General features: G+C 68.4%; 13 protein-coding genes. 6 read left to right on the plus strand and 7 right to left on the minus strand.

Annotated features, from left to right (window positions below; genetic code table 11):
- The first annotated feature begins 40 nt into the window (after nucleotides 1-40).
- Nucleotides 41-1,765 (plus strand): serine/threonine protein kinase, encoded by a 1,725-nt coding sequence (locus AC1DES_RS12935; protein ID WP_476896103.1) that lies wholly within the window; start codon nucleotides 41-43, stop codon nucleotides 1,763-1,765.
- Between the two features lie 85 nt (nucleotides 1,766-1,850).
- On the opposite strand, the gene AC1DES_RS12940 is transcribed toward AC1DES_RS12935, so the two are convergent.
- Nucleotides 1,851-2,753 (minus strand): TIGR01777 family oxidoreductase, encoded by a 903-nt coding sequence (locus AC1DES_RS12940; protein WP_476896104.1) that lies wholly within the window; start codon nucleotides 2,751-2,753, stop codon nucleotides 1,851-1,853.
- A 73-nt stretch (nucleotides 2,754-2,826) separates the two neighbouring features.
- Here AC1DES_RS12940 and AC1DES_RS12945 point away from each other — a divergent pair, with 73 nt between their 5' ends.
- Nucleotides 2,827-6,345: a S41 family peptidase gene (locus AC1DES_RS12945; RefSeq protein WP_476896105.1), complete on the plus strand. Its 3,519-nt coding sequence runs from the start codon at nucleotides 2,827-2,829 to the stop codon at nucleotides 6,343-6,345.
- Between the two features lie 98 nt (nucleotides 6,346-6,443).
- Here the strand turns inward: AC1DES_RS12945 and AC1DES_RS12950 are convergent, their stop codons facing one another.
- The 5 genes from AC1DES_RS12950 to AC1DES_RS12970 all read right to left on the minus strand — a co-directional run bounded on the left by AC1DES_RS12950 (nucleotide 6,444) and on the right by AC1DES_RS12970 (nucleotide 12,604).
- Nucleotides 6,444-6,872: an OsmC family protein gene (locus AC1DES_RS12950; protein WP_476896106.1), complete on the minus strand. Its 429-nt coding sequence runs from the start codon at nucleotides 6,870-6,872 to the stop codon at nucleotides 6,444-6,446.
- 214 nt (nucleotides 6,873-7,086) lie between these two features.
- Nucleotides 7,087-7,455 (minus strand): hypothetical protein, encoded by a 369-nt coding sequence (locus AC1DES_RS12955; RefSeq protein WP_476896107.1) that lies wholly within the window; start codon nucleotides 7,453-7,455, stop codon nucleotides 7,087-7,089.
- Between the two features lie 116 nt (nucleotides 7,456-7,571).
- On the minus strand, nucleotides 7,572-9,311 hold the full coding sequence (gene sucB, locus AC1DES_RS12960) for a 2-oxoglutarate dehydrogenase, E2 component, dihydrolipoamide succinyltransferase (protein ID WP_476896108.1): 1,740 nt from the start codon (nucleotides 9,309-9,311) through the stop codon (nucleotides 7,572-7,574).
- 126 nt (nucleotides 9,312-9,437) lie between these two features.
- The gene (lpdA, locus tag AC1DES_RS12965; RefSeq protein WP_018772391.1) at nucleotides 9,438-10,823 is read right to left on the minus strand and encodes a dihydrolipoyl dehydrogenase; all 1,386 of its coding nucleotides are present in this window, start codon (nucleotides 10,821-10,823) and stop codon (nucleotides 9,438-9,440) included.
- 254 nt (nucleotides 10,824-11,077) lie between these two features.
- Nucleotides 11,078-12,604: a leucyl aminopeptidase gene (locus AC1DES_RS12970; protein WP_476896109.1), complete on the minus strand. Its 1,527-nt coding sequence runs from the start codon at nucleotides 12,602-12,604 to the stop codon at nucleotides 11,078-11,080.
- Between the two features lie 313 nt (nucleotides 12,605-12,917).
- Between AC1DES_RS12970 and AC1DES_RS12975 the strand changes: the two genes are divergently transcribed.
- The 4 genes from AC1DES_RS12975 to AC1DES_RS12990 all read left to right on the plus strand — a co-directional run bounded on the left by AC1DES_RS12975 (nucleotide 12,918) and on the right by AC1DES_RS12990 (nucleotide 18,186).
- Nucleotides 12,918-13,856: a proteasome assembly chaperone family protein gene (locus AC1DES_RS12975; protein ID WP_476896110.1), complete on the plus strand. Its 939-nt coding sequence runs from the start codon at nucleotides 12,918-12,920 to the stop codon at nucleotides 13,854-13,856.
- Nucleotides 13,857-13,890: 34 nt separating this feature from the next.
- On the plus strand, nucleotides 13,891-15,222 hold the full coding sequence (locus tag AC1DES_RS12980) for an MFS transporter (protein WP_476896111.1): 1,332 nt from the start codon (nucleotides 13,891-13,893) through the stop codon (nucleotides 15,220-15,222).
- A 77-nt stretch (nucleotides 15,223-15,299) separates the two neighbouring features.
- Nucleotides 15,300-16,580, plus strand: coding sequence for a DUF4192 family protein (locus tag AC1DES_RS12985; RefSeq protein ID WP_476896112.1), 1,281 nt, complete (start codon nucleotides 15,300-15,302; stop codon nucleotides 16,578-16,580).
- A 268-nt stretch (nucleotides 16,581-16,848) separates the two neighbouring features.
- Nucleotides 16,849-18,186: an RNA polymerase sigma factor gene (locus tag AC1DES_RS12990; RefSeq protein ID WP_476896113.1), complete on the plus strand. Its 1,338-nt coding sequence runs from the start codon at nucleotides 16,849-16,851 to the stop codon at nucleotides 18,184-18,186.
- Nucleotides 18,187-18,342: 156 nt separating this feature from the next.
- Here AC1DES_RS12990 and AC1DES_RS12995 read toward each other — a convergent pair whose 3' ends face one another.
- Nucleotides 18,343-18,564: a DUF7455 domain-containing protein gene (locus tag AC1DES_RS12995; protein WP_476896114.1), complete on the minus strand. Its 222-nt coding sequence runs from the start codon at nucleotides 18,562-18,564 to the stop codon at nucleotides 18,343-18,345.
- Nucleotides 18,565-18,775: the final 211 nt, after the last annotated feature.

The raw sequence follows: 18,775 nt of genomic DNA on the forward strand, positions 1-18,775 counted from the left end.
ACTTCTGCAGGATCCGGCGGGATCGGCTATTCCTTAGGGTATGGAAGTAGGTAGGGAAGATTCCGGTCGGGCAGGCCACCCCGCCCCCGTCGTTCCGGGCTACGACGTCGGCCGCTTGCTGGGCCGCGGGGGCACCGCAGTGGTGTGGCTCGTCACCGAGCAGTCGACGGGCCGCGAATTCGCCCTGAAGTGTTTCCAGCACGGGGACGGCGGAGCCGCAGGGCCTCCGGAAGCGGAAGCGGGACTGCGGCGTGAAGTCCAGGTCCTGTCCGCCCTGGACCACGACCACCTTGTGAGGGTCCACAGAGTGGTGCGCGTGCAGGGGGTAGGTGCCGGGCCCGGGCTCCTGCTCGACTACGCTGCCGGGGGATCCGTCACGGACCTCGTGGCCGGCCACGGCAGGCTGGGTCCGGGGGAGACGGTGACAGTCCTGACCCCCATCGCCCGGGCCCTGGCGTACCTGCACGCGCACGGGTTCACCCACGGCGATGTCTCGCCCGGAAATGTGCTGTTGACGGCCCAGGGCAAGCCGCTCCTGTCGGATCTGGGAGTCGCGCGGATGGTGGCCGACCCCGCGGAGGCATCGGCTGCCGGGACGGACGGCTTCCGCGATCCTGCTCCCGTGGACGCCGTCCGGGCGGGAATGCAGCCGGAGAGCGATGTCTACTCCCTGGCGGCGGTCGGCTGGTACTGCCTCACCGGCCGCGTCCCGGGCCCCGGCGCCGAGCGCCCGCCGCTGCCCCTTCTGGTGCCCGGCGTTCCGGCGGCGCTGGCGGCAGCGCTGGAGGCAGGACTCAACGAGGACCGCCGGCTGCGGCCCCCGGCGGCCGAGCTGGCGGCCGCGGTCTACCGCAGCGCCGAGCCGGTTCCGGTGGACCTCTCCGTTTCCGTCCACCCCACGGTCATTCCGCAACTGCTGACCCGACGCTCGTTGCCCCGGAACGCCAAGGAACTCAGGGCCGGCCGGCTCCGGAGCGGGCTGAGCGGGATCAGGCGACGCCGCCGCGCAGGACGCCGCCGCCGGCCCATGGGGATGCCCGCCGGGCTGGCGCTTGTCCTGGCGGCCGGTGGCGTGCTCACCGCGGCATGGATGCTTGGCGGCGTGCGCACCCCGGTGTCCTTTCCTGCCTTCGGCCAGACCTCCGTGGCGGACGGCGCCGGGGCCGTGCCGGCGGCTCCGCCGTCGGGCGAGGCCCCGGCCCAGAAGGCCCCGGCCCAGAAGGCACCGGCCCAGAAGGCACCGGCCCAGAAGGCCCCGGAACAGAAGGCCCCAGGACAAGGGGCTCCGGAACAGGAAGCGGCAGGACAAGGGGCTCCGGAACGGGAAGCGGCGGCCGTCCATCCCGACCTCCGTGCCCTGTTGGATTCAAAGGACCCCGAGGACGCCGTCCGCGGCCTGGCGCGGCTCCGGGCGCTGGCGCTCAGCTCAGGGGATCTCGGGCTGCTCCAGGAGGTCAACGTCCCGTCCTCGGCCGCCGCCCAGGCCGACGGCGCGATCAGCTCCCGGCTGTCGGAGTCCGGGCACGTCCTGGCAGACTTCACGACCGCGCTGACGCAGGTGAAGGCCTCCCCGGAGGGCAGCCCGACGCGGGCCGTCGTGGCGATCACTGCCGTGCCCTCCGCGTACCAGGAGCGGGACGCGGCCGGGACGGTCGTCGCCGAAGCCGCAGCCGGAAGCGAAGTCCGGCTACAGCTGGTGCTGGTCCCCGTTGACGGGCGGTGGCGGATCCAGGACATCCTCCCCGGGGATCCCGCTGCTGGTTAGCCCGGAAGGCCGGCCCCGGGAAAGTCAGCCCCGGGAAAGTCAGCCCTCGGGCGGCCTCCCCGGGCCGGCGGCCAGGAATCCGCGGTCAGGAGTCCGCGTCCCGCTGGGCCACCCACACGGCGGCCTGCGCAAGGGACGGGTGCAGCCACTGAAAGCCGGCGTCGCTAAGCGCTGCCGGCTCCAGGCGCTGGCTCGCAAGCAGCAGTTCCTCGGCGAGCTGTCCCATCACGAGGCGGAGCACAGGTGCCGGCACGCGCAGCAGCGCGGGCCTGTGCAAGGCCCCGGCCAGCTGGGCGATAAGCGAGTTCACATCGGCGCTTTCGGGGGCACAGACGTTCACCGGTCCGGAGACGGGGGCCGTGAGCAGGAACGAGAAGGCGCCGGCGACGTCCGGGAGCGTGATCCACGGCCAGTACTGCCGCCCGTTGCCGAGCGGGCCGCCCACCCCGAGGCGCAACAGCGGCATCAGCCGGCCGAGGGCTCCGCCGGAACGGCTCAGGACGACGCCCGTGCGGGGTGTCACAACGCGGACTCCGGCCGGCGCCTCATGTGCCGCGGCCTCCCAGTCGACGCAGATCCGGGCCAGGGTGCCGGCACCGGCAGGCGCATTTTCGCGAAGGACCACTGGGCCCGCATTACCGTAGTAGCCGGAGGCGGACTGGCTGAGGAACACGGCCGGCGGGGTGTCCATGCGGCCCATGGCGGCCGCCAGGGTCCGCGTCGGCCCCAGCCGCGAGGCACGCAGTTCAGTAATCCGCGCACGTGTCCAGGGCCGGCCGCCGATCCCGGCGCCGGAGAGATTGATGACCGCGTCCGCTCCCTGGAGGGCGGAGTCATCGATCCGGCCCTCGGCAGGGTCCCACCGGAACTCGGCAGGGGAGGCAGGGGCCCGCCTGACCAGCGTGGCGACGTCGTGGCCTCCACTGCGCAGGGTGCGGGAAACGGCGGTTCCGATCAGCCCGGAGGCGCCGGCAACAAGGATTCGCATGATCCATCTCACCATGCCCGGCACGGCGGGGAAACCTCCCGGGGGGAGGGGCCGTCTTGACTATGATCGAACGATGACCTCTTCGAGCTACTTCCGTTTCCCGCATGTGCACGGCGATCTGGTCACCTTCGTGGCCGAGGACGACGTCTGGATCGCGCCTCTCGACGGAGGACGTGCCTGGCGCGTCTCCTCACTGCAGCTGCCTGCCCGCAACCCCCGCTTCACCCCGGACGGGAAGCGCCTCGTGTGGACCGTGGTGCAGGGGACCGCGCCGGAAGTCGTCACGGCGGACGTCGACGGCGGCGGGTACCGCCAGCTGAGCTACTTCGGGCATAGCTCCACCCGGGTCAAGGGCTTCACCCCCGACGGCGACGTCGTGGTCACCAGCGCGTTCCGGCAGGCCGACAGCCGCCACACCCACGCCTACAGCCTGCCCGTCACCGGAGGCTGGGCGCAGGAACTTCCGTTCGGCCCCGTCGAGTCCGTGGCGTTCGGTCCCGTCGTCGGCGATGAACGCCCCGTCGTCCTGGCCAGCGTGCTCTCGCGCGAGCCGGCCTGGTGGAAGCGCTACCGCGGCGGCGCCGCCGGCAAGTTGTGGATCGACGGCGACGGCAACGGCGAATTCGAGCGTCTCGCCGCCGGGCTCGACGGCAACCTCACCGACCCCATGTGGGTTAACGGCCGGATCGCGTTCCTCTCCGACCACGAGGGCTACGGGAACCTCTACTCCGTCCTCCCGAACGGCTCCGATCTCCGTCGCCACACAGACCACGAGGACTTCTATGTCCGGCATGCCGCCACCGACGGGGATCGCGTGGTCTTTGAGTCGGCCGGCGAGCTTTGGCTCCTGCCGGACCTCGGCTCCGACGCCGTCAAGCTCCGGATTTCGCTGGGCTCCGCCTCGCAGGCGCGCCGCGCTGCCCCGCTGAAGCCGTCGCGGCACCTGGGCGAGGTCATTCCGGACCGTACCGGCGGATCCAGCGTGGTGGAAGCCCACGGCACGCTGCACTGGCTTCGGCACAAGGACGGCCCGTCCCGCGTTCTCGAGGCCACACCAGGAGTCCGGGCACGCCTGCCGCGGCCCTTTGGCGAGGGCCGGATCGCCTACGTCGCCGACCACGACGGCGTCGAAGCGCTGTACCTGAAAGCCATCACGGCCCCGCTGCCTGGCGGGCACGGCTCGGCCGGGCCGTCGCGCCCGGCCCCGAAGTCCGAGGCCGCCGACGCCGGAACGCCCCTGCCGAAGCCGGTGTCCGCCGCAGCCCTGACCGGTTCCGGTACCCCCGCCCCCGTTGTTGCGCCTGTTGCCGGCCCGGCCGCCGCCGGCACCGGGGATGACGCTGCCGACACCGTTGGCCCCGCGGACGCAAACGACGCCCCGGCGCAGGACGGCCAGGCGTCAGGTCAGTTGACCAGGATCGACTTCCCCAAGGCCACCCGTGCCAGCGCCATCGAGGCAAGCCCGGACGGCAACTGGCTTGCCGTCGGCACCGCTTTCGGGGACATCTACCTCGCCGATACGCGGACGGGCACGATGTCGCTGCTGAGCAGCATCGGCGAAGGCAGCATTGAGGGCTTCACCTGGTCCCGGGATTCGGTCTGGCTGGGCTGGTCCGAGCCCGTCACGTCCTTCGGGTCCAGGAGCCGGCTGCGCATCACGACGGTCGACGACGCACAGATGGCCGCGGGGGAGAAGCGCACGATCATCGACGTCACCGACGGCCGGTTCCGCGACGAGTCGCCGGCCTTCACCCCGGATGGCAAGTACCTGGCCTTCCTCTCCAACCGCAGCTTCGACCCGGTCTATGACGGGCACTCGTTCGACCTGTCTTTCCCGAGCCCGATCAAGCCTTACCTCGTGGCCCTCGCTGCCGACACACCGTCGCCGTTCGGCCCGACCGTCGATCTGGCAGTAGACGCCGGGCCCGCCGGGGCTGAGACCGGCAAGGACGACGTGCCCGCTGTGCGGGTCGACGCCGAAGGGCTCGCCCACCGTGTCATCAGCGTTCCCGTTCCCCAGGGGAACTACTCTGCCCTCACAGCGGCAAAGGGGGCACTGCTCTGGCTCGACAGCGAACTCTCCGGAGTCACCGGCGAAGGCCGCGCCAGCCTCGAGGACAAGAACGCAGCGCCCAGCCTCGTCCGCTTCGACCTGGCCCGGCGCAAGGCCGCCACCATCGTGGACGCCCTGGACAGCTACCGGCTCTCCGGCGACGGCGAAAAGGCCATCTTCATCCAGGACAAGCAGATCCGCGTCGCCCCGGCCGCGTCGAAGGCAGACGAAGAGTCCGGCGACCTGGTTAAGGTGGATCTGAGCCGCATCCGCGTTCAGCTCGATCCCCTCAGCGTCTGGGGCCAGGCCTTTGACGAGGCCTGGCGCCTCCAGCGCGATTTCTTCTGGACCGAGGACATGGCCGGCCAGGACTGGGACTCCATCCACGCGCGCTACCGGCCGATCGTGGAGCGGCTCGGCTCGCACGACGACCTGGTGGACCTGCTCTGGGAGCTCCACGGCGAGCTGGGCACCTCCCACGCCTACGTGCGGCCGGCAGCGGTCACGGAGAACGGCAGCAACGGACAGGGCCGCCTCGGCGCGGACCTTGCCTTCACCGGCGGCGGCTGGGAAATCACCCGGATCCTGGCGGGGGAGTCCTCCGACCCGCTGGCCACTTCCCCGTTGACCAGGCCCGGCGCCGATGCCAAAACCGGCGACGTGCTCCTGGCGATCGACGGCGTGGAACTCAGCGAATCCCGGACTCCCGCCATGCAGCTCTTTGGCGCCGCAGGCCGGGCCGTCGAACTCACGCTGAGGAACGGTTCCGGACACGGGGAACTGGCCGGAAAGCAGCGGCGCGTGGCAGTTATCCCCGTCAGGGACGAGGAACGCCTGCGCTACCAGGAATGGGTTGCCGCAAACCGCCGGACCGTCCGGGAAGCCTCGCAGGGCACCTTCGGCTACCTCCACATCCCGGACATGATGGCCAACGGCTGGGCACAGCTGCACCGTGACCTCGACACCGAGACGGCCCTGGACGGGCTGATCGTCGATGTCCGCCGCAACCGCGGAGGCCACACCTCCCAGCTGGTCGCGGAGCTCATCGGCCGCAAGGTGACCGGCTGGAGCATGCCGCGCGGCGAAAAGCCCCGGACCTACCCGCACCACGCGCCGCGCGGGCCCGTCATCATCCTCACCGATGAATTCGCGGGCTCCGACGGCGACATCATCACGCAGGTGTCCAAGCTGCGGGGGATCGGCCCGGTCATCGGAACGCGGACGTGGGGCGGTGTCGTGGGGATCGACAACCGCTTCGCCCTTGCCGACGGCACCGGCGTCACCCAGCCCCGGTACGCCACCTGGTTCGCCGGCGGCGTCGGCTGGGGAGTCGAGAACTTCGGCGTCACCCCCGACATCGAGGTCACGTTCCCGCCGCACGCCTACGCTGCCGGCACGGACCCGCAGCTCGAATACGGGATCGGCGCGCTCAAAGAAATGATCCAGGAGCTGCCCACCGACCGCCCGCCGCTGCGCGAGGGCTACCGCCGCGTGCGTCCCGCCCCGTTGCCCGCACGGAAGAACGGCAGCCTGGCCTAAGACACCACAGCGAAGGCCCCCGTTCCCTCCAGGAGGGGGAACGGGGGCCTTCGACGTAGACGGCCGGGCCCGCACGAGTCAGGCCCGGATGCCTGGTCCTAGGAGGCCAGGGTGGCGTCCAGGGTGATCTTGATGCCGGTGAGGGCAGCCGAGACGGGGCAGCCGGTCTTGGCTTCCTCAGCGATGCGCTGGAATTCGTCTTCCGTGATCCCCGGAATCCGCGCGCTGACGGTCAGGTGGCTGTCCGTGATACCGGTGCCGGGCACGAAGGTGACATCGGCCTTGGTGTTGACTTCCTCGGGCGTGTGGCCGGCTTGGGCAACGGCGAGGCTGAAGGCCATGGAGTAGCAGGCCGAATGCGCGGCGGCGATGAGCTCCTCGGGGCTGGTCTTGCCCTCGGAAGCCTCGGCGCGCGCCTTCCAGGTCACATCGAAGTTGCCCAGCCCCGAGCTGTCCAGGGTCGTGTTGCCTGCGCCCGTCATCAGGTCGCCATTCCAAACAGTGTGTGCGGTGCGTGTTGCTGCCATGTCCACTCCTCAAGATCGTTGAAATCCCGCAGACCCGGCGATCCGCCGGATCATGCCGTTCCTATCCTAGGGAATCAGCAACGGGGCTGCACGGGTGTCCGCTGTCAGTGGATTATCGGATCCGCCGCCGGCCGTGCGGCAGGCAGGCCTTAAACGACGACGGCAGCGCCGCACCCGGGCAGGGTGCGCCGCCGCCGTCAGCGGTGGGGGAGGACTACTGCCAGAGGGTGGCGATGGCCACGTTGAGCAGCCCCAGGCCGCCGACACCGTGGGCGAGGCCCGTGGAAACGGCTTCGCCCTTCTTCGCTTTCCGGGCACCAATGAAGGCCAGCGCGGCCACGGCCAGGCCGATGGCGAACTTGATGCCGAGCTTGAAGTAGTTGGGGTCAAAATCGGCCGGGTTCTGGTTGTGCAGAATCGGCAGGATTCCCATCATGGCGATGCCGGTGATCAGCTGCACGAAGGCACCGTCCCGCTGGCGGGGATGCACCGTGGGGGTCTTCATGGTGGCGATCCAGATACCGACCACCATGGAGGCGCCGACGATGTGCAGGAAGAGCAGGATGTAGAAAAGAATGGTCATGGGCCCTAGCTTAGCGACAAAGTGTCCATAAAGAGGGAGGGCACCCTCCCTGGCGGGAAGGTGCCCTCCCTGGCCGGCTGCGCGGCCAGTCACTGCGGGAACTGCGGTTCTGGCGGTTAGAGCCCCAGGTCTGCCTCGAACGCGCCCTCTTCGAGGCGTGCCTTCAGCGTCTGCAGGAAGCGTCCTGCGTCGGCGCCGTCCACCAGGCGGTGGTCGTACGTCAGGGAGAGGTACATCATCGAGCGGATCGCCAGGGAGTCATCGCCGTTCTCGTCCGCGACCACGACGGCGCGCTTGACGATGGCGCCGGTGCCCAGGATTGCGACCTGCGGCTGGTTGATGATCGGGGTGTCGAACAGGGCGCCCACGGAACCGATGTTGGTGATGCTGAAGGTTCCGCCGGACAGCTCGTCCGGACCGATCTTGCCGTTGCGGGTGCGGTCCGCGACGTCGGCGATCTTGCCGGCCAGCCCGGCGAGGTTCAGGTTGCCGGCGTCAGCGATGACGGGAACCAGGAGGCCCTTGTCGGTGTCCACCGCGATCGCCAGGTGCTCGGCGTTGTGGTAGGTGATCTCCTGCTTGTCCTCGTCGTAGGAGGCGTTGACCTTCGGGTGCTGCTTCAGGGCCTCGGCGACTGCCTTGGCGATGAAGGGCAGGAAGGTCAGCTTGGAGCCGTTCTGCGCCTGGAAGGAGTTCTTGGCCCGGGCGCGCAGTTTGGCGACCTTGGTCATGTCCACTTCGTGCACCTGGGTCAGCTGGGTGGAGAGGTCCAGGGACTCGCGCATGCGGCGGGCAATGACCTGGCGGATGCGGGGGGCCTTCTGCACGGTGCCGCGGAGCGAGGAGAGCTCAGCGGACGGTCGTGCTGCGGGTGCGGCGGATGCTGCCGGCGCGGCTGCAGCCGGGGCCGGGGCGGCCTTGGCTTCTGCTGCTGCCAGCACGTCCTGCTTGCGGATGCGGCCGCCGACGCCGGTGCCGGTCAGGGAGGCGATGTCCACGCCCTGCTGGTTGGCCAGCTTGCGGACCAGGGGAGTGACGTAGCCGGACTCTGCCGGTGCGGCAGCAGCCTGCGGGGCTGCGGGGGCGGGTGCCGGAGCAGCGGCGGGGGTTGCCGCCGGGGCGGCGGGAGCTTCCTGCTGGGGCGCCTCGGCGGGTGCCGGTGCTGCTGCCGGTGCTGGTGCAGCCGGAGCTTCCTGCTTCGGAGCTTCCGGGGCTGCCGGTGCTGCTGCGGGGGCGGCGCCGGAGCCGATGACGGCCAGGACGGAGCCCACCTCGGCTGTTTCGTCTTCGTTGACGCGGATTTCCTGGAGGGTGCCGGCGAACGGGGACGGGATCTCGGTGTCGACCTTGTCGGTGGAAACCTCGAGCAGGGGCTCGTCCACCTCCACGGTGTCGCCGATGCTCTTCAGCCAGCGGGTGACGGTGCCTTCGGTGACGCTCTCGCCCAGGGCGGGGAGCGTGACCTCGTGGCCTTCGCCGGCGGGCGCAGCGGCAGGAGCCTCGGGGGCGGCGGCTGCGGGTGCTTCCGCTTCGGGGGCCGGGGCTTCGGCAGCAGACGGCGATTCGGCGGGTGCCGCGGCGGCAGGTGCCTGCCCTGCCGGTGCGGCTGCCTGGGCGGAGCCGGAGCCGATGCGGACCAGCGGAGCGCCTACTTCAGCGGTCTCGTCTTCGGCGACGAGGATTTCCTCGATCACGCCGGCGATCGGAGAGGGGATCTCGGTGTCTACTTTGTCGGTGGAGACTTCGAGCAGCGGCTCGTCCACCTCTACCCGGTCACCGACCTGCTTGAGCCAGCGGGTGACGGTTCCTTCGGTGACGCTCTCACCGAGGGCGGGCAAGTTAACGGATTCAGACATGTCGTCCCCGTTCTCCTTATTGATCTTTAGTGCGGATGATTGCTGCCTTGGTCGAGCTTAGTGCACCCGGCATTTCCGGCCGGGTGCACCAAGCTCTGAGTTCTTGCGGTGGTGCGGGCGGAGCTGCTAGCCGTGGAGGGGCTTGCCCGCCAGCGCCAGGTGCGCCTCGCCCAGGGATTCGTTCTGGGTGGGGTGGGCGTGGACCAGCTGGGCCACGTCCTCCGGGTAGGCTTCCCAGTTCACGATCAGCTGGGCTTCACCGATCTGCTCACCCATGCGGGCGCCGATCATGTGGACGCCCACCACGGGGCCGTCCTTCTGGCGGACCAGCTTGACCAGGCCGGACGTGCCCAGGATGGAGCTCTTGCCGTTGCCGGCCAGGTTGTATTCCTGGGTCTGGATCTGGTCTTCGCCGAACTTTTCCTTGGCGGCCTTCTCGCTGTAGCCGACAGTGGCGATTTCGGGTTCGGAGTAGGTGACCTTGGGGATGTTGACGTCTTCGACGATGACCGGCTTCAGCCCGGCGATCTCTTCGGCGACGAAGATGCCCTGCTGGTAGCCGCGGTGCGCCAGCTGCACGCCGGGGACGATGTCGCCGACGGCGAAGATGTTGCCGACGCCGGTGTGGAGGCGCTCGTTGGTGATGACGAAGCCGCGGTCGATGGTGATTCCGGCCTCTTCGTAGCCGAGGTTCGCCGTGACGGGGCCGCGGCCGACAGCGACGAGCAGGAGGTCGGCTTCGAAGGTCTTGCCGTCTACAAGGGTGACCTTGACCCCGTCGTCGTTCTGCTCGACGCCCTGGAAGAAGACACCGGTGGAGAACTTGATGCCGCGCTTCTTGAAGGCGCGCTCGAAAGCCTTGACGATCGTGGCGTCCTCATTCGGAACCAGCGACGGGAGGCCTTCGACGATGGTGACGTCGACGCCGAAGGACTTCCAGACCGAAGCGAACTCGACGCCGATCACGCCGCCGCCCAGGATGATCGCGCTCTTGGGGATGTAATCCATGGTGAGGGCTTCGTCGGAGGTAATGACCTTGCCGCCGATTTCCAGCCCCGGCAGCGTTCGGGAGTAGGAGCCGGTCGCGAGGACAATGTTCTTGCCCTTGTATGCGGTGCCGTTCACGACGACGGTGTCGGTGCCCTGGAGCTTGCCTTCACCCTCAATGACGGTGATGCCCTTCTTGCCCTTGATCAGACCCTGCAGGCCCTTGAACTTGCCGGCAATGATGCCGTCCTTGTACGCATTGACAGCGGTGATGTCGATGCTGTCAAGGGTCACGTTGACGCCGTACTTGGCCGAGTCGCGGGCGTGGTCGGCCAGCTCTGCCGAGTGCAGCAGGGCCTTGGTGGGGATACAGCCGTTGTGGAGGCACGTACCGCCGAGCTTGCCCTTTTCGATGAGGCCGACGGTGAGGCCAAGCTGGACAGCACGCAGTGCAGTGGCGTAGCCGCCGCTGCCGCCGCCGAGTACCAGGATGTCGAATTCTTGCGCAGTTGCCTGATCGGCCACTAAAACGCTCCCTCGCGTGAACGATGACACGAGAGTACGCATCATCTGGTCGTGGACCCTGCCTGCCGTGATTGTTCCGGCCGGCCGGTTCCCTTTCGTTTGGAACTACTTGATTTAGGACTACCGGAGTTCACCTTAGCGAACCACTAATACATGCTCCACCTTGTCGTCGTGTTTGTGGAGCGCTTGTGTCCAGTGTCACGCGGCTTTGTGGCCAAGGCACCGGTGCCCTGGCCACAAAGTCCGCGGGTCAGCTAGACGGCCTTGGCCAGGACATCCTCGACGTAGGCGACCAGGGTGCGGACAGTGCAGCCCGTTCCCTGCTTGTGGTTGTAGCCGTACGGGCTGCCGTTGTTGAAGGACGGGCCGGCGATGTCGATGTGGGCCCAGGGGATCTGCTCGCCGTCCTTGCCCTTGCCCACGAATTCGCGCAGGAAGACAGCCGCGGTCATCATGCCGCCATGGCGTTCGCCGATGTTGGCGATGTCGGCGACCTGGGAGTCGAGGCTGGCCCGCAGCTCCTCCGGCAGCGGCATCGGCCAGACCAGCTCGCCCGCGCGGTCCGCCGCGGCCTTGATCGGGCCCGTGACCGAGTCCGAGCCCATGACCCCGGCCGTGCGGTCGCCCAGGGCGATCAGCTGCGCGCCGGTGAGAGTGGCGACGTCGATGATGGCGTCGGGGTATTCCTGGCTCGCGGCGACGATGCCGTCGGCCATGACCAGGCGGCCTTCGGCGTCGGTGTTCAGGACCTCGACGGTCTTGCCGCCGAAGATGGTCATGACGTCGGCGGGCCGCTGGGCAGCACCGGAGGGCATGTTTTCGGCGATGCATAGCCAGGCTGTCGCCTTGACGGGCAGGCCGAGGCCGGCGAGGGCCAGCACGGTGTTCAGTACGACGGCGGCGCCGGCCATGTCGGACTTCATCTCGCCCATGCCGAGGTGCGGCTTGAGCGAGATGCCGCCGGTGTCGAAGGTGATGCCCTTGCCCACGAGGGCGATCTTGGCGGTGGCCCTGGCGGGCGCGTATTCAACCTTGACCAGGCGCGGCTGCCGGGTGGAGCCCTTGCCGACGCCGAGGATGCCGCCGAAGCCTTCCTTTTCCAGGCGCTTCTCGTCCCAGACGGTCACCTTGACCGGCAGGCCCTTGGCCAGTTCCTTCGCGGCCTCGGCGAAAGTCTCGGGGTAGAGGTGGCTGGGCGGCTGGTTGACGAGCGTGCGGGTGGCGTTGACGGCCTTGCCGATCAGGGCGGCGCGGTCCAGGACCGGGGCCAGGGCCTTGTCCGTGGCGAGGTCGGTGTGGATGACGACGTTCTTGACCGGGTCCTTCAGTCCATCCTTGGAGGAGCGGTATTCGGTGAAGGCGTAGGCGCCCATGGCGGCACCCTCGGCGACGGCCGCCACATCGGCGCGGGACGCCGTCGGCAGGGCCAGGGTGACCGTTGCGACGCCGGCCAGCTGGCGCACGGCCGAGCCGGCGGCCCGGCGCAGGGCTTCCTCGGTGAGCGGCTGCCCGGCGGACAGCTTGCCGACGCCGGCGAGCATCAGGATGGTGGCTCCGGCTTCGGGCAGGCCCGGCAGGCGGTGGGCCTGGTCAGCGGCCCCGGTGATGCCAAGAACGCTCAGTGTTTCGGCCAGTGCCTCCGCAGCCTTGGCCGTCAGCGGGTTGTCCAGCAGGACGGGGCCGTCCGGGCCCTGTCCCACGCCGATGACGAGGGCGTCGCTGGGGGACTTCCTGAGATCCCCTGCGACTGCACTGAGTTTGACTTCGGTATTCTTGACCACGAGGACAGTCCTCTATTCTCTGAGATATTTCGGCAGGAACTGCATGTTCGGCGCCCTGCCATGGGAAGCCGGGCCGGCGTCGGCTTGAGACGCAACCTGGTGTCTTCAAAGCCATCAATAAGGCCAGTTCCGATCGTAGCCTCTCCGCCGTGCGGGAATTCAATTTAATGAGAGCTGGAGCACACCCGGGGCAGGAATTAGCCCGGACTTCGGGGCGTTGTAGAAGTTATCGGCGGTGCCGCCATGCGGTGCACTGTCTGCCCGCAGGGTTTCGGGCCCGCCCCCGCCGCCGCTACCGCGAAAGGAACATGCCGTGATTGAACGGATTTCCGGCTCTTTGCTGGACCCCCGATCGCTTTATTCGCGTGATGCCGCGCTGTTCCACAGCCCCGGGCTGCGCGGACTGAATCTGGTCATGGGTTTCACCGGGTTCGCTGATGCCGGCCATGTCGTCAGGCAGATCACCACCGAATTGCTGGACACCCTGGACTCCGAGATGATCGCCGAGTTCGACGCCGACCAGCTCATTGACTACCGGACCCGGCGCCCCCAGATCAGCTTCGTCGAGGACCACCTGCAGGACTACCAGGCCCCGAGCCTGGCACTGTACCGGCTCGTGGACGGGCTGGGAAGTCCCTTCCTTCTCCTTGCCGGGTTCGAACCTGACCTGCAATGGGAACGGTTCGCGCGTGCCGTCGTCGGGATCGTGGAAGAGCTGGACGTCAATCTCGCCACCTGGATCCATTCCATCCCCATGCCGGTGCCGCACACCAGGCCGGTCGGGGTCACCGTCCACGGAAACCGGCCGGACCTGATCGAGGGTATTTCGGTCTGGAAGCCGACTGTGGAGGTGCCGGCCGCCGTCGGGCACCTTCTGGAACTGCGGCTGACGGAAGCGGGCCGCAACGTTGCCGGCTACGTGATCCACGTGCCGCACTACCTTGCCGAGGCCGAATACCCGACGGCCGCCGTGGCCGGGTTGGAGTACTTGGGCGCGGCCACGTCGCTCATACTTCCCACGGACCGGCTCCGGGAGGCCGGCCGGGAGGTGGGCCGCCAGATCGCCGAGCAGATTGACGCCTCGGAGGAAGTCCAGCAGGTTGTGGCCCGGCTGGAGACGCGGTATGACGAGAAGGCTGAAGGGACAGTGCGGCGATCCCTGCTCGCCGACGAGAACGACCAGCTTCCTAACGCTGACGCGCTCGGAGCAGCAGTCGAGGCCTATCTGGCCCGTAAAGAACCCGGAGAATAAATATTATTTATCGGAGGGCGGGCATAATGGGGGAGTGACTTCCCCCCGCGCCTGGCTGATCTGGATCATCGGGATCTTCGCGTACCTCGTGGCAGTCAGCCAGCGAACGTCCTTCGGCGTCGTGGGCCTGGAAGCCACGGCACGCTTCCATGCCAGCGCGGCCCAGATCTCCTTCTTCACCGTGCTTCAGCTGCTCGTCTATGCCGCCCTGCAGATCCCGGTAGGTGTGCTCGTGGACCGGTTCGGCTCCCGGGCGATGGTGGCCGGCGGCGCCATTCTGATGGGACTCGGCCAGCTCCAGCTGGCGTTTGCTGACAACATTCCGGGCGGCGTCATGGGGCGCGTGCTCGTCGGCGCGGGCGACGCCATGACCTTCATCTCCGTGATCAGGCTCCTCCCGCTGTGGTTCGCCCCCGCCCGGGTGCCGCTGCTCACGCAGCTGACCGGTATGTCCGGGCAGCTGGGGCAGCTCTTCAGCGTCGTGCCGTTCGCCATGATCCTGCACTCGGCCGGCTGGACGCCTGCCTTCCTGACGCTCGCCGCGATGTCCGCACTTGCTGCGGTCCTGGTGCTCGTCCTGCTCCAGGACCTGCCTCCGGGTCATCCGGCACCCCAGCCTCTGCAAGGCCTGCGTGCCACGGGCATTTCCCTTGGACATGCCTGGCGGCAGCCGGGAACCCGGCTCGGCCTGTGGAGCCACTTCACCGTCCAGTTCAGCGGCACGGTCTTCGCAATGACCTGGGGTTACCCTTTCCTGATTTCGGCCGAGGGACTCGACGGCGGGACGGTTTCGGCGCTCATGACGCTCTACGTGGCTTCCGCCATCGCCGCCGGGCCGCTCATGGGCAGCTTCGTTGCCCGGCACCCCCTGCGGCGTTCCACCATGGTGCTGCTGATCTCGGCCGCCACGGGCGCGGCCTGGGCGGCGGTGCTGCTGATGCCGGGCCGGTCCCCGCTGTGGCTGCTGGCGGGATTGGTCGTGGTGCTGGCCGTGGGGGGTCCCGGCTCCATGATCGGCTTCGACTTCGCACGGACCTTCAACCCGGCCCACCGGCTCGGGACAGCGACGGGGATCGTGAACGTCGGCGGCTTCATCGCCTCGCTCGTGGCCATCTTCCTGATCGGCCTCGTGCTCGACGTCCTGCACTCCACCGGGTTCTCCCATGGCGAGCTGTATGGCCTTGAGCCGTTCCGCATCGCCTTGGGCGTGCAGTTCCTGCTGCTGGCGGGCGGTGCCGGTGCCGTCCTCGCGACCCGGCGGAAGGTCCGCCGCCAGATGGCGGCCCAGGGAACTGTTGTGCCGCCGCTGCTGACCGCCCTGGCCCGGCAGCGCCGGCTCAATGTGGAGCGCCGCCGCACCCCGTGACGCCTGATCCTCCGGGGTTGTCCACATAGCGGCTTTCCGGGCTTATACACGGACCCGGCCGCGGCGAAGCTGGCCTCATGACACCTCCCGATCATCTGAAAATCACCGGCCCGGAAGACATTCTCGGATTCATCCCGCATTCCCTGGGGTACTGGCCGGAGAATAGCCTCGTGGCCATGACCATGCAGGGCAAACGGCTCGGCGCTACCCTGCGGCTCGACCTTCCCGGCGGCAGTCCAACCGGCGGTCCAGCCGGCAGCAAGGGCGGGATGCCCGGCGGTGTTTCCGCCCTCGCTGACTTCGCGCGCACCGTCGCGTCCTATCTGGCGGCCGACGACGAGGCCGACGGCTCGCTGCTGGCCCTCTTTACCGGCCGCGACGGCGGCGCCGGTCCCTGGGCCCCGCTCCTGGCTGAGCTGGAGCTCGCCCTCAGGGAAGGCGGCATGCCGGTGCGGGACGCCTGGATCATCGGGGCCGACTTCTGGCGGAACGCATACTGCACTGATCCGGACTGTTGCGCTCCCGGCCGGCCTGTCGAGGAGATCAGGAACAGCAGGCTCAACGCCGAGATGGTGTTGCGCGGCAGTATGGTCGGGGCCGCCCCGGGTGCCGCCGCCGAGCCCCCGCAGCCTGAGGATCCGGCGGCGCTTGAAGCCGAGCTCGACTGGGCGAAAAAATTCTTCCGACGCCGGCGGAGCCGGACCCAGTTCACGCAGGTGCTCGACGTCTGGGCCCGGGTCCTGCACGCCGTGCCGGCCCGGCAACTGCGGCCCGGCCCTACCCCGGACCTGCCTGTGGGGCTCGCCGGCTATCTGCGGGCCAGCCTCTGCGTCCAGGCCTGGCGCGACGCCGTGCTGGTGATGGCTGCCGCGGGCCACGCGGCGGCCGAACGCGGCCCCGTGGAATTCGGGATCTTCGACGGCAGCGCCGGGCCGCCCGCGCCGATGCCGCCGCTGGACGGCTTCCCTGCCGCGGCGCCACCCCTTGGCGCGGGCAGCCCGCCCGGCGGGACCGGCGGCCATCCGCCTGAGGCTCCCGGCTATGGAGAGGTTCTGCTGGGTCTCGCGCCCGCGGTCCCGGACTGGGCCCTGATGGTGCGGCTGGAACGTGTCCTCACGCTGCTGGGCGCTGACGGCAGCGGGGAATCGCGGGCCGCCTCGCTCACGGCGCGTGGCTGGATCGAGTGGTGCCGCGGCCGCGGGTCCTTCGCGGACGCGCTGTTCAGCCGGGCGCTGCAGGAATGCCCGGGTTACCGGCTGGCGGACCTGTTGGCTGAACTGGCCCGGCGTGGCACGGTCTGCGGCTGGGCGTCGAAGCGGGACGCGGCGTGGCAGAAGTTCACACCGGACGCAGCGTGAGGAGCTGCCCAAATATTGCGCACGCGGGGCCCGGGGAAGGGGGCCGATTCGAAAAACCGTGAGACAATGGTTGCCGAGACCCGGTTGGGTCCGTGTATCAAGTGCCCGCAATGAACCTTGGAAACAGGGAACATTATGGCCGCCCCGGCAGTTCTACTTAGTGGCTCTGCTGGCCGTGGTTGCACATGATGTGAAACACGGACTTGACAGGGTCATAGTGGTGTTGCCCGTATGGTGATTCCACAGACCGCTGCTAGAAAGGTTTTCTGTGACCCCGTCTTCCGCGAAGAAGGAACCCGCCGACCAGGCCGAATTGTCCCCTGAGGAGAAGAAGGCGGCGACGAACGCCAAACGCGCCGCCACGCGTGCAGCCAACAAGGCTGTCAAAGACGCAGCTTCCGCCGAGGGCGGCGAGACCGCTTCGGCGGCCGCCAAGCCTGAGCCCAAGAAGCGCGGGCCTAAGCCCGGCGCTAAAGCCGCGGCAGAAGCCGCAGGCAAATCCGCCCGTGGCGACGACGACTCGGACGATGCCGACGTCGACGAGGACCTCGATGACATCACGCCCGGCGCCGCCGAACTCGGTGAGGACGGCGAAGAAACAGCAGGCAAGGCAGCAGCCACCACCGGCTCCGGCTTCGTCTACTCCGACGCTGATGACGACGACGCCCCGGTGCAGCAGGTCATGTCGGCCGGCGCCACGGCCGACCCCGTCAAGGATTACCTCAAGCAGATCGGCAAGGTCGCCCTGCTGAACGCCGAGCAGGAGGTGGACCTCGCTCTCCGGATCGAAGCCGGCCTGTTCGCCGAAGAAAAGATCAACGCCGACGACGGCACCATGGACCCGAAGCTCAAGCGTGAGCTCGAGTTCGTGATCCACGACGGCAAGCGCGCCAAGAACCACCTGCTGGAGGCCAACCTCCGCCTCGTGGTCTCGCTCGCCAAACGGTACACCGGCCGCGGCATGTTGTTCCTGGACCTCATCCAGGAAGGGAACCTGGGCCTGATCCGTGCAGTCGAGAAGTTCGACTACACCAAGGGCTTCAAGTTCTCGACCTACGCCACCTGGTGGATCCGCCAGGCGATCACCCGTGCCATGGCAGACCAGGCCCGCACCATCCGTATCCCGGTGCACATGGTGGAAGTCATCAACAAGCTGGCCCGCGTCCAGCGGCAGATGCTTCAGGACCTCGGCCGCGAACCCACCCCCGAGGAGCTGGCCCTCGAGCTCGACATGACCCCCGAGAAGGTCGTCGAAGTCCAGAAGTACGGCCGCGAGCCCATCTCCTTGCACACCCCGCTCGGCGAGGACGGCGACTCCGAATTCGGCGACCTCATCGAAGACTCCGAGGCCGTGGTTCCGGCGGATGCCGTGAGCTTCACCCTCCTGCAGGAACAGCTGCACTCGGTGCTGGACACGCTCTCCGAGCGTGAAGCAGGCGTCGTGGCGATGCGCTTTGGCCTGACCGACGGACAGCCGAAGACTTTAGACGAAATCGGCAAGGTCTACGGCGTCACGCGCGAGCGGATCCGCCAGATCGAATCAAAGACGATGTCCAAGCTGCGGCACCCGTCGCGGTCCCAGGTCCTGCGCGACTACCTGGACTAGAACCCGCACAGCGCAGCGCGGAGTCACTTCGCGCCCATAATCTTCGGATGAATGGGCGGGGAGTGGCACCGCGTTGTTAAAGTACCAGGGCCCCTCCGGAGTGGAGGGGCCCTGGCCAGTTTGGTCTCAGGTCAGCTCGGCTGAACGCTAACGGAACTAGTCGACCGGAACCGGCGCCTTCTCATTCAGCCGTGCAGTCTCGTCGTGCCAGTCTGAGCTGAGCGGCTTGAGTGTCGGTTCTACGGCGCGGGCGTGGTGGCCGCAGAAAAGCAGCTCACCGCCGGAGGCTCCGAGAACAACCCGGACATATGCCTGTGCTCCGCAACGATCGCACCGGTCAACGGTGGTGAGTGTGCGGTTCGCAACTGCTGTTGTCATGTTCGGCCTCCTTGGTAGTTCGGTATACCTATATAACCAGCATTCGCTGCGGAACCATCGCAAGGATGGCCCACTTTCGCTGTACGCGTATCACGTCTCGGTAACGGGTACCCCGGTGTGCGGCCCCCGGAGGAGTGGCAACCCGGTGAACGGCGGCAGTCCGACTACCCTAGGAAGAGCGTCAAAATGCTCTGACTGCCCGCTGTGGCAG

This window comes from Arthrobacter sp. 05T442, from assembly GCF_056395945.1.